The following is a 10,977-nucleotide window of genomic DNA, read 5'->3' on the forward strand; positions in this document are numbered from 1 at the left end:
GAGCCGCACGTCGCGCTCGGTCACGCCGCCGGCGTCATGGCTCGTGAGCCGCACGTCGACGTGCGGGTACCGCAGGTCGACGTCCGGGTGGTGCCCCTGCTCCTCGGCCGCGGCACCGATCCGGTTGACGAGCGCGAGCCCGGCGGCGAAGCTCCCGGTCGCGATACGGGTGTGGAGCCCGCCGGGCAGGTGCACCCAGCCCGTCAGACCTGCGTCGGCGATCTGCTGTCCCGTCAGAGTTCCCATCGCCCCATGCTGACGCGGGGGTCCGACACGCGCAGGACGAGCGGACGGGTCCACGCTCGAGCGCCGGGCGCGACGGCCCGTCCCGTGCACCGCGCCCCGCCGTCCTCGCCAGGATCGACGCGGCGAAGGGCGCGTGCCGCGCGGGGGCTGAGGTCCGTGCGGGGCTCAGGTGCGCGCGCGGGCGCGGTACGCGCGGGCCTTCATCACGTCGCCGCACTCCCCCATCGAGCACCAGCGGCCGGACCGGTTGCGGGACGCGTCGTAGTAGACCCACTGGCAGTCGGGGTTGGCGCACGCCTTGAGGCGCTGCAGCCGCCCCTCGCGGTGCTCGTCCAGCACGACGACGAGCAGGCGGGCCAGGTCGTCGTCCTCGTCGGCGGGCGTCAGCCGGGGGCCGTCGGGGCCGACCCGGAGCACGAGCCGCCGTCGCGAGGCCTCGTCGTCGAGCGCCGCCGGGTCGCCGTCGACCACGAACGCACGCAGGGCGTCGCGCAGCGCGCGCAGCGGAGCGGGGGCCTCGGCGAGCGTGTCGACCCCGTGGAAGCGGTTGTCGGTGTTGAGCAACGCCCGCAGTCGCTCGAGCGCGTCGGGTGCGACGCCCGGTTCAGCACCCTGGGTGATCCAGGGGTCGAGGGCGTTGACGGCGGGCACGAGACCCACCATAGTCGTCACCACCGTTATTCGTTCACTAGTGACGTAAGGACCGCGATGACGACGACCACCACACCGACGAGGTCGCGCGCCGACCAGCCCGGCTGCGACACCTCCGACATGCTCACGATCCACGCGCTGTTCCGCCGCGCGTTCACGGACCTGCCCGACCTGGTGCGCGGCGTCGCCGACGGCGACCTGCGGCGCACCGCTGTCGTCGCCGCCCACGCACGTGAGGTCGCGGGCGCACTCCACCACCACCACACGGGCGAGGACCACCTCCTGTGGGACGAGCTCGAGAAGCGCGCCCCCGCGTGCGCGCTGCACGTCGGCCGCATGCGCGCTCAGCACGCCGTCACGGCCGAGGAGCTGCGCGAGCTGCACGAGGCGCTGCCCACGTGGGAGCGGACCGCGTCCGTGCCCGAGCGCGAGCACGTCGCCGACGTCCTCGACACCATCCGCAACACGCTGCTGACGCACCTCGGCGACGAGGAGTCCGCGATCCTGCCGACCGCGTCCACGGTCATGACGCAGCGCGAGTGGTCGGCGCTGCACGAGCACGGGATGAAGTCCGTCCCGCGCGACCGCCTCCTGCTGCAGCTCGGCTGGATCCTCGAGGTCGTCCCCGCCGACGAGCGAGCCGGCTGGCTCAAGGCCAACCTCCCGGCCCCCGCCCGGCTGCTGTGGCACCTCGTCGGCCGACGCCGGTTCGCGGCCCACCGAGCCCGCATCTACGCGAGCTGACCTCTCGCCGAGGCGCCCGGCACGTGCAGCATCACGCCCGTCGACGCCAGCCCGCCACCCGCCGGACGTCAGCCCGGGCGTGCTCAGCAGGGGGCGGGGGTGCCGCCGTCGCCCGCCACGCAGAGGTCCTTGCCCGGGCCGCCGTCCATGGTGTCCGCTCCCGGGCCGCCGACCAGCAGGTCCTTGCCCGCTCCGCCCTCGAGCACGTCGTCCCCGGGGCCTGCGAGAAGCAGGTCCGCGCCGTCGCCGCCGATCAGGCGGTCCTCGCCCTTGCCGCCGATGAGGATGTCGGCGCCGCCCAGACCGCACAGCACGTCGTCGCCGTGCCCGCCGATCAGCAGGTCGCTCCACGGGGTCCCCGTCCGGGTGCAGACCACCTCGGCGGCGGGCTCCTCGATCTCGACCGCACCCGCCTCGCAGTCGATGCCGGTCGGCCGGGTCACGCCGCGCTGGTCGACCGCGAAGACCGTGCACGCGGCGGCGGGGACGGCGCCGGCGACGGGGCTCGTGCCGAGCGGCAGCCGGGTCTGGGTCGGTCCGCCGTTGTCGGCCAGCGTCCCGAGCTGCACGTCTCCGACGTTCGACTGGTCGCCGGGACCTCCGACGAACGCGCACGACGCGTCGCCGCCGACGTTGTACCCCGCCGAGGTCGTCGCGCCGGCGATCGCACAGTCGGCGCCGCCTCCCGCGGCCGCCCCGACGACCGAGCCGAAGCTCGCGAGGCCCACCGCCGTGCCGATGTTCGCCCCGGTCGGCGCGCTGTTGCCGACCACCGTTGCGTGCCGCAGGACCGCGTCGCCCGTGCTCGTGTAGACAGCGCCGCCGGTCACCTCCGCGGAGTTGCCCGAGAACGTGGAGTCGTCGACGTGGACCTCGCCGGTCACCGCGTAGATGCCACCACCACGGCCGTCCGCGCCGGTCGCCGAGTTCCCGCTGAACGTCGACCGGACGACGACGACCTGCGCCTGCGGCGCGTCGTCGGTCAGCTCGACGATCGACACGACCAGCCCGCCGCCCGGGCCGACGCGCGTGTTCCCGGCGACCGTCGAGTCGGTGATCGTCGCAGTCCGCTCGTCGGTCGGCTCGTCCTGGTCGACCGCCCACACGATGCCGCCGCCGGTCGTCGAGCCGGCCGGGACGTTCCCGGTGATCGTCGACTCGGTCACCACGAGGTCCCCGCACGCCGAGCAGGAGACGCCCGGCCCGCCGTTGTCGACGGCGGACGACCTGATGAACGTCAGCTCGCCCGCGCCCTGGCCCGTCGTGAAGACACCGCCCTGGCCGTTGTCGCTGATCGTCGAGTCCTCGATGCCGACCGCGCCGTCGATCGCGCCGATCGCCCGGCCGGTGTGCTGCGTGATGGTCGACCCGTGCAGCGAGATCCCCCCGAACGAGACCCGGATGCCGGTGCCGGTGTTCGGCCCGATCACCGAGTCGACGACCGCGATGCTCGACCCGTGGCCCTCCTCGCCGCTGTTCAGCACCGGACCGGTCGCCGCGTCGTTGCCGGACACGGTCACGCCCGTCAGCTCGAGGTCGCTGTCGAACCGCACCGCGGCGCCGTCGAAGGTGTCACCGCCGGTGATCGTGAGGTCGCCGAGCGCGACCTGCGTGGTGCTGTCGAGCGTGTCGAGCACCCGTTCGTCGGGACAGGTCTGCGCGATCGTCGAGCCGCCGCCGTTCACCCTCAGCGCCTGCGCGCCGGTGTAGTCGAGGTCGCCGGCCACGTTCGCGTCCTCGTCGTCGCCGCACAGCGTGAGCGAGTACGTGCCGGCCGCGGCGAGGTCGATGACCGTGGCGTCAGCGGCGGCGTTGGCCGTGTGGACGGCCTCACGCAACGAGACGAGTCCGTCGCCGCCGTCGACGACGTCGGTCGTCGTGGTCACGGTGACCGTCGCGGCTGCCGACGGGGTCGCGAGGACCACCACCGGTACTGATGCTGCGACGAGGGCGAAGGTGCTGACGACGGCTGCGCGCTTCATCACGACGAGGTCCCCCAGACCGGGCCCGGCCGACGGCGTTGTCGGGTTGGCCCGTTTTCGACACCTCAGGGTCCACCCCACGCGGCCCGTCGGCCACCCCAGAGCCTCAGGAGCGGCGGCGCCGTCACCCGGGCCGGGCTGCACGGGAGCACGCACGCACAGCTACACGTTGAAGCGGAACTCCACCGCATTCCGGCACATACCAACCTGTGGTTGCGTGTCTGGCTGGCATCGCCTCGGCCCCCACCTCGCCCCTTCCGGAGACGCAGAAGGTGGGGCAGCGGGGGCACGCGACCCGATCTCGCGTCCGCCTCTGTCGGCAGCCCCTGATAGGACATAATGACAGGTGACTGCGACCCACAGGGAGGTGACTTGGTGCTGCCTGCACTTGACGAGCAGACGGGCCTGCTTCCGCTGGGCCGATTCGGCGCGTCGTTGGAAGAGATCAAATCCCACTACGTTGACGATCCCCGGTTCGCGAAGTCGGCGACCCGCGCCGAGATCTGGCAGCACTTCGAGTCCGCTACCGACGGCATCCGCTCTGTCGTCCCCGTGGTGTGCGTATGGGTGGGTGGCAGCTTCCTTACCGACAAGATCGATCCTGACGACATCGACCTCGTCTACTGGGGCGAAGACGTGCTCGTTGACCAGGTGACCGACCCCAAGGATCGGTACATCCTGCAGATGTTCGGGATGAACCAGGTCCGACCAGCGACGGGCCTGCGCGTTGATACTCGATACTGCCTATGGCACGTGTTCCCCGAGGCGGACCGCGCCCACTCAGTCGAGCACCAGTCATATGCGTTGAATCGTGGCTACTGGGATGACTTCTGGATGCGCAAGCGCAACGGCGCGAAGGAAGATCCTCCGCAACGGCCGGATGCCCTACCGCAGCGCGGCTACTTCGAAGTGACTCTGGACGGTTTCCATGGCGTTTGACTGGAAGCAGTTCAAGGCCAACGTCCAAGGCGAAGCTGAGTGGCAGGACGCAGATGATCTTGCGCGCATGAGCATCGAGACTCTGCGCGCTGAGCACGGCTTGCTGCGGCGCGACGCTTCTTCAGGGTCTCTGCGCCTGACTGGGCCAGGAATCACGATCCACTCGGGAGCGATCGACGGGATTGCTGACACGCTTCGCAATTTTCAGCGCCTGGTGCTTGCGACAGGCCTCGCGGTGAAGGGGCACAAGTCGTTGCGTGGGCAACCGCCCGCCGACGTCGTCTCGAAGACCCGACTGAACCTCAATGGTTCACCACTGCCGGGAAGCCTCATCCTGCAGATCGTGCCGACGACTTCGCCAGCGGACGAGATCTCACCCGATGGCCAAGTCGGGCTGTTCGGAGACGACAATGCAGAGCCCCAGTTGATCGACACCGCCATGAAGCGAGCACTGGGACTGCTCGAGGACGGACGTCGTCTCGGCCCAGATGCCGACACCAGTGACTTCTTGGCGCGCATCCGCGAGTACGGACCGCGCGTCGCCACGACGTTGCGCGACTTCTCGACAGGTCTGGTGAAATCAGGGTTCGAGCCTGATCTCACTTGGTCCCAGCCTCGCCAGGCGCGCCTGCGCACGCGCCTCTCCACGGCTGAACTCGCTCACATTGGAGAGCTCATCGCTTCTCGGGAACTCGAGCTCGAGCCGACCACCATCCGCGGCATCTTGCGGACTGTCAGCGAGATCAGCGCTTGGCAGCTGGAGATCGAGGACGGCGAGATCGTCAAGATCGACGCGAAGAAGATCCCTGCGGCGAACACTGCAACGCTGCGCACCGGCATGTCAGTTTCAGTCGATGTGTCAGTCACGGAAGAAACCGGCCCTGCCGGCGAAGTTAAGCCCAAGTACACGGCGACGTCGTTCACAGTGCCGAGCAACCCGTAAGGCCGAGTCGTTACACCACATCTAGTCCAACGGCTGGATCCGGAGGTTGGTCCGCGGCGGCAAATCCCAGCCGTGACGCGCATGAATTTCCCTAACCAACTCTTCCGCGTTGACCTGGAGCTTGGCAAGTGCAGCCGCGTCGTGGCCGACTGATCGCAAATGGCGCAGGTTGCTGCTCAGCGCGTGCGCCCAACTCATCAGCGGGTCGAGGTTCGCCACCCGCCGCTCAACGGTGTCGCCGGGCTTGGCGGCCTCCATCACCTGGCGGCCGATGGTCGCGCCCAGCGTGCGCTCGGCCTCCAGCCACGAGTCGATACCATCCCAGCCGTCGAGCTGGTCGACGAGCGCGATCGACGTGATGCGCAGGTTGGCGAGCCGCTCCCCCACCGGCTCGGCCGCCGGATCGAACCCGATTAGGCGCTGCACGGCTTCCTGCACCGCGAACCAGCGTGCGTCCTCGGCCGCCTTGCGCGACTCGGCGAGTGCCTCGTTCGCGCGCTTGTTCGCTTGGTAAGTGCCGACGCCGGCGATCAGCAGCGACAGGGCCGAGATCACCAGCGCGAGGACATCCATGGCTCGATCCTGCCACTACAAGAAGCAGTTTCTGAAGCACTTCCGGCTATTGCTTGCCCGAGGCGCGTCAGCCGACTAACCCGCGCTCACTACGATGCTCCGCGCGGCGACCAATCCCTACAGCGCGAATCTCCACTCCACCGATTTCCGGTACATACCACCCTCTTGAGGTGTGCAGTGAAGCGCTCGGCCCCGCGTCCGGGACCGACAGCTTGCGTTCGACGTCAACGATAGGTCTCGTGCAACGCCTCCTCGATCTGAGACGGAGTCGGTGCACCGGCGTACCCGCGCTCAGTCGCGTAGACCCGGCACGCGAGCGAGCGAACCGGTTGCGTCGGAAACAGGTCGACGCCGTCGACGAGGATCGTGGGCGAGCCTCCGAATCGGGTGTTCGCCGCTTCGGTCTCGGTGTGGATCGTTACCAGCTCGATGGGCACTTCCGCGAGCTCGGCGGCATCCAGCGCGGCGCGCGCGTTTGCTTCGGCGATGGCCGTGTTCGGGCAGTCGACGATGTGCAGCAGTTCGACCTTCATACGATCTGCTCCTTCCGGGTCCGGGCCGCGCGCAAGCCATTGAGGATCACGATGACCTCCGCGATCTCGTGCACGAGCACCACGGCAGCGAGTCCCAGGACGCCGAAGAGGGCGAGCGGGAGCAGGGCGATGATGATCAGCAGCGACAGGATGATGTTCTGGTTGATGATGTGCCGTCCGCGCCGGGCATGGTCGAACGCGCGCGGCAGCAGCCGCAGGTCGTGCCCGGTGAACGCGACATCGGCCGACTCGATCGTGGCATCCGACCCGGTCGCGCCCATCGCGATCCCGATGTCCGCGGCGGCGAGGGCGGGGGCGTCGTTGATGCCGTCGCCGATCATCGCCACCGAACCATGCTGGCCGAGCTCAGCGATCGCAGCGGCCTTGTCCTCGGGGCGCAGCTCGGCGCGCACGTCCTCGATCCCGGCCTTCGCCGCGAGAGCGCGGGCGGTGCGGGCGTTGTCGCCGGTGAGCATCGTGACCCCGATGCACTGCGCGGCGAGCGTGCGGACGACCTCCGGGACCTCCAGGCGCAGCTCGTCGCGGACGCCGATCGCAGCGACCGGCTCGCCGTCGCGGTGCACGATGACGACCGTCATGCCCTGCTCCTCCAGCCCTGCGACCCGGTCGCCGAGCGTCCCGGCGTCCAGCCAGCGGGGGCTGCCGACCGTGATCCGCGCGCCGTCGAGCTTGCCCTCGATGCCGTGCCCGGCCTGCTCGGTCACGTCCTCGGCTACTGAGGCCCCCGGCGCGGCGGCGGTGATCGCGGCCGCGAGCGGGTGGGTGCTGTGTTGCTCCAGCGCGGCCGCCCACGCCAGCGCCTGCGCCTCGGTGGTCCCGTCGGCGGTGAGAACGGCGGTGACGACGGGCTCGTTTCGGGTGAGGGTGCCGGTCTTGTCGACGGCGACGTGGCGGATCACGCCGAAGCGCTCGAACGCGGCACCGGACTTGATGATCACGCCGAACTTGCTCGCCGAGCCGATCGCGGCGACCACGGTCAGCGGCACGGAGATCGCCAGCGCGCACGGCGACGCCGCCACGAGGACGACCAGGGCGCGAGTGACCCACAGCTCGGGGTCGCCGAACAGCGAACCGATCAGCGCCACCAGGACGGCGAGGACGAGCACACCAGGGACGAGGGGTCGGGCGATGCGGTCGGCGAGGCGGGCGCGGTCTCCCTTCTCGGCCTGCGCCTGCTCAACGAGCTCCACGATCGTGGTCAGCGAGTTGTCGGTGCCCGCCGCGGTCGTCTCGACTTCCAGCGCGCCGGCGGAGTTGATTGCACCGGCCGAGACTGCATCTCCCAGCTCGACCTCGACCGGGATCGACTCTCCAGTGATCGCAGACGTATCCAAACTCGAACGACCAGTGACCACGACGCCGTCGGTCGCGATCCGTTCGCCCGGCCGCACCAGCATCAGCTGGCCCACCTGGAGGTCTTTCGCGGCGACCTCGACCGACGCACCGTCGCGGCGGATGGTCGCTGTCTCAGGGACGAGCTTGAGCAGCGCCCGGAGCCCGCCGCGGGCGCGGTCCATCGCCTTGTCCTCCAGCGCCTCAGCGATCGAGTACAGGAAAGCCAGGGCCGCGGCCTCCTCGACGTAGCCGAGGATCACCGCGCCAATGGCGCTGATCGTCATCAGCAGGCTGATGCCGAGCTTGCGCTTGAACAGTTTGCGGATCGCGCCCGGGGTGAACGTCGACGCTCCCAGCAGCAGACCGAGCCAGAACAGCACCAGCGCCAGGATCTCGAGCCCGGACCACTCCAGGACGAGACCGGTCAGGAAAGCGACGCCGGAGAGGACCGGGACCATGATCCCGCGGTCCCGCCACCAGGGTCGCTCCTGCACCTCCTCAACTGCTTCGCCGACCGTGGTCTCGGGCTCGTCGCAACCGCACGCCGCGCTCATGCGCCTGCCCCCGTCCCGCAGCAGCCCGGCACCGGGCACTGGTCATCAACGCATGGCGCGTGCTCGTCGACGGCCAGCGTCACATCCACGAGCGCCGTGAGCGCCGCAGCGAGGTGCGGGTCGGCGATCTCGTAGCGCGTCTGCCGTCCCTCGGGCTCGGCGGCCACGATGCCACAGTCGCGCAGACAGGTCAGGTGGTTCGACACGTTCGACCGGGTCAGCTCCAGCTCGCGCGACAGCACCGCCGGATAGCTCGGGCCGTCGAGCAGGGTCATCAGGATCCGGGATCGCGTCGGGTCCGCCATGGCTCGGCCGAGCCGGTGCATGACGTCGAGGCGTGAAGCAATGGTCAGCATGCACTGAACTATACAGTGACTGCTGACCTATTTTGGTCATCGCATCGGCAGGTCAGACCACTCAATCGACGCCAGAGGTTATACGGCGAAACGAAATTCCACCACGTCTCCGTCGTGCATGACGTAGTCCTTGCCCTCGATGCGGGCCTTGCCGGCGGCACGCGCGGCGGCGACCGAGCCGGTCTCGACCAGGTCGTCGAACGAGACGACCTCGGCCTTGATGAAGCCCTTCTGGAAGTCCGTGTGGATGACGCCCGCGGCCTGCGGTGCGGTCCAGCCCTGGCGGATCGTCCAGGCGCGAGCCTCCTTGGGGCCGGCGGTGAGATACGTCTGCAGGCCCAGGGTGTGGAAGCCGACGCGCGCGAGCTGGTCCAGGCCCGCCTCGTCCTGGCCGTTGGCCTCGAGCATCTCGCGGGCCTCGTCGGGCTCGAGCTCGACGAGCTCGGACTCGAACTTGGCGTCGAGGAAGATCGCGTCGGCCGGCGCGACGAGCGCGCGCAGCTCGTCCTGCATCGCGGTGTCGGCCAGGCCTGCGTCGTCGGTGTTGAAGACGTAGATGAACGGCTTGGACGTCATGAGCTGCAGCGCGCGGACGTGCTCGTCGTCACCCAGGCCGGCTGCGAACAGCGTCTTGCCGGTCTGCAGCACCTCGAGCGCGCGCTGCGCGGCGGACAGGACCTCGGCGTCGGTCTTCTTGCCCCGGACCTCCTTCTCGAGCCGCGGGATCGCGTTCTCGAGCGTCTGCAGGTCCGCGAGGATCAGCTCGGTCGAGATGATCTCGATGTCGTCCTTCGGGTTCACCTGGCCGGACACGTGGACCACGTCGGGGTCGGCGAACGCGCGCGTGACCTGGCAGATCGCGTCGGCCTCGCGGATGTTGGCGAGGAACTTGTTGCCCAGGCCCTCACCCTCGGACGCACCCTTGACGATGCCCGCGATGTCCACGAACGAGACCACCGCGGGGACGGTGCGCTCCGAGCCGAACACCTCGGCGAGCTTGTCCAGGCGCGGGTCGGGCAGCGGCACGACGCCGACATTGGGCTCGATCGTCGCGAACGGGTAGTTCGCGGCGAGCACCTGCGCGCGGGTCAGTGCGTTGAAGAGGGTGGACTTGCCGACGTTGGGCAGGCCGACGATGCCGATGGTGAGTGCCACGGGCGTTGAGTCTACGGGGGCGGCCGGGCGGCCCCGACCCGGCCGCTACTCGAAGGCGATGACGCGCTGCAGGAGCACGGGCGCCCGACGCTCGAGCAGGCGACCGCCCACCCGGATCCCGACGACGAGCCACACGGCACCGAGCACGAGCCCGACGACCAGCGCGACCCAGCCGAGCGTCGCCGAGGGCCGTGCGACCGCGATCCACGCGAGCACCGAGGACGGCAGCGCGGCGACGAGCACAGCCAGCCAGCCGACCATCTGCGAGAGCACGGTCGCGAGCGACGCGCCCTGCCGGGTCTGGAACGGGTTCTCCCCCGGCTGTTGCACGGGCTGCACGAACAGCGCGGACACGATGCTCGCGCCGCCGTACGTCGTGAGCATGATGCCGACGGCCGCCCCGAGCAGGGCGGGCAGCGCGTCCGTCCGGTCCGCGATCACCGCCGTCACCACCGTGATCGCCACGACGAGCGGTGCCGAGATGACGGCCGACGCGAGCACGCGGCCCAGCCGGTCGACCCAGCCGCGCACGCCCGCGCTCACGTGCATCCAGAAGGCCGAGCCGTCGTACGAGACGTCAGCGCTCAGGCCCCAGCCGGAGACGAACGCCGCCAGGGCACCGGCCGCGAGCATGAGCCCGCCACCCCGCCCGACGACCCACAGGAGCACGGGGATGAACGGGACCATCGCGAACGCGACCGCGTAGCGCGGGTCACGGAACCAGTAGACGAGGCACCGACCGGCGACCGCGCCGAGCGGCGTCGCGGGGATGCGGCCGAACACGCCGAGACCGGTCGATCGCCCGCCGCTCGCGGCCCGGGCCGGCTCGACGAGCGTGCGCGCGAGCGCCACCGACCAGAGCCAGAACGCGAGCAGGAGCGTGGCGACGGCGATCGCGAGCCGGACCAGGACGAGCCCCCACTCCCCCGCCGCGGCATCGGCGGG

At 70.1% G+C, this 10,977-nt stretch carries 11 protein-coding genes and 1 pseudogene; 3 read left to right on the forward strand and 9 right to left on the reverse strand.

Going from position 1 to position 10,977, the window contains the following annotated elements:
- Together CGE01nite_RS16015 and CGE01nite_RS16020 are read right to left on the reverse strand one after the other, a co-directional pair.
- Nucleotides 1-246, reverse strand: a 246-nt coding sequence (locus CGE01nite_RS16015) for a 4a-hydroxytetrahydrobiopterin dehydratase (protein WP_141371697.1), incomplete at its 3' end; no start/stop codon positions are given.
- Nucleotides 247-411: 165 nt separating this feature from the next.
- The gene (locus CGE01nite_RS16020) at nt 412-897 is read right to left on the reverse strand and encodes a CGNR zinc finger domain-containing protein (protein ID WP_197080876.1); all 486 of its coding nucleotides are present in this window, start codon (nt 895-897) and stop codon (nt 412-414) included.
- Nucleotides 898-954: 57 nt separating this feature from the next.
- On the opposite strand from CGE01nite_RS16020, the gene CGE01nite_RS16025 reads away from it, so the two are divergent.
- Complete coding sequence (locus CGE01nite_RS16025) at nt 955-1,641, forward strand: hemerythrin domain-containing protein (protein WP_141371698.1); 687 nt, start codon at nt 955-957, stop codon at nt 1,639-1,641.
- Between the two features lie 83 nt (nt 1,642-1,724).
- Here the strand turns inward: CGE01nite_RS16025 and CGE01nite_RS16030 are convergent, their stop codons facing one another.
- Nucleotides 1,725-3,623, reverse strand: a complete 1,899-nt coding sequence (locus tag CGE01nite_RS16030; RefSeq protein WP_229747251.1) for a right-handed parallel beta-helix repeat-containing protein — start codon at nt 3,621-3,623, stop codon at nt 1,725-1,727.
- 375 nt (nt 3,624-3,998) lie between these two features.
- Here CGE01nite_RS16030 and CGE01nite_RS16035 point away from each other — a divergent pair, with 375 nt between their 5' ends.
- Together CGE01nite_RS16035 and CGE01nite_RS16040 are read left to right on the forward strand one after the other, a co-directional pair.
- On the forward strand, nt 3,999-4,562 hold the full coding sequence (locus CGE01nite_RS16035) for a DUF6932 family protein (protein WP_022925102.1): 564 nt from the start codon (nt 3,999-4,001) through the stop codon (nt 4,560-4,562).
- Nucleotides 4,552-5,505: a hypothetical protein gene (locus CGE01nite_RS16040; protein ID WP_048344353.1), complete on the forward strand. Its 954-nt coding sequence runs from the start codon at nt 4,552-4,554 to the stop codon at nt 5,503-5,505. The genes CGE01nite_RS16035 and CGE01nite_RS16040 overlap by 11 nt, the downstream gene beginning before the upstream one ends.
- 21 nt (nt 5,506-5,526) lie before the next feature.
- Here CGE01nite_RS16040 and CGE01nite_RS16045 read toward each other — a convergent pair whose 3' ends face one another.
- The 6 genes and pseudogenes from CGE01nite_RS16045 to CGE01nite_RS17075 form a co-directional block, all read right to left on the reverse strand.
- Nucleotides 5,527-6,078 (reverse strand): hypothetical protein, encoded by a 552-nt coding sequence (locus CGE01nite_RS16045; RefSeq protein ID WP_141371701.1) that lies wholly within the window; start codon nt 6,076-6,078, stop codon nt 5,527-5,529.
- A gap of 224 nt (nt 6,079-6,302) precedes the next feature.
- Nucleotides 6,303-6,611 (reverse strand): hypothetical protein, encoded by a 309-nt coding sequence (locus CGE01nite_RS16050; RefSeq protein WP_012397801.1) that lies wholly within the window; start codon nt 6,609-6,611, stop codon nt 6,303-6,305.
- Nucleotides 6,608-8,521: a heavy metal translocating P-type ATPase gene (locus CGE01nite_RS16055; protein ID WP_048344385.1), complete on the reverse strand. Its 1,914-nt coding sequence runs from the start codon at nt 8,519-8,521 to the stop codon at nt 6,608-6,610. The genes CGE01nite_RS16050 and CGE01nite_RS16055 overlap by 4 nt, the downstream gene beginning before the upstream one ends.
- Nucleotides 8,518-8,877, reverse strand: coding sequence for a Cd(II)/Pb(II)-sensing metalloregulatory transcriptional regulator CmtR (gene cmtR, locus CGE01nite_RS16060; protein ID WP_012397799.1), 360 nt, complete (start codon nt 8,875-8,877; stop codon nt 8,518-8,520). The genes CGE01nite_RS16055 and cmtR overlap by 4 nt, the downstream gene beginning before the upstream one ends.
- A 78-nt stretch (nt 8,878-8,955) precedes the next feature.
- Nucleotides 8,956-10,032 carry a redox-regulated ATPase YchF gene (gene ychF / locus CGE01nite_RS16065; RefSeq protein WP_048344352.1) on the reverse strand — a complete coding sequence of 359 codons (1,077 nt, stop codon included), beginning with the start codon at nt 10,030-10,032 and terminating at the stop codon, nt 8,956-8,958.
- A 45-nt stretch (nt 10,033-10,077) separates the two neighbouring features.
- Nucleotides 10,078-10,977, reverse strand: a pseudogene (locus CGE01nite_RS17075) (hypothetical protein); the annotation flags it as partial.

The organism is Cellulomonas gelida, from assembly GCF_006538725.1.
GTDB classification, from domain to species: Bacteria; Actinomycetota; Actinomycetes; order Actinomycetales; family Cellulomonadaceae; genus Cellulomonas; species Cellulomonas gelida.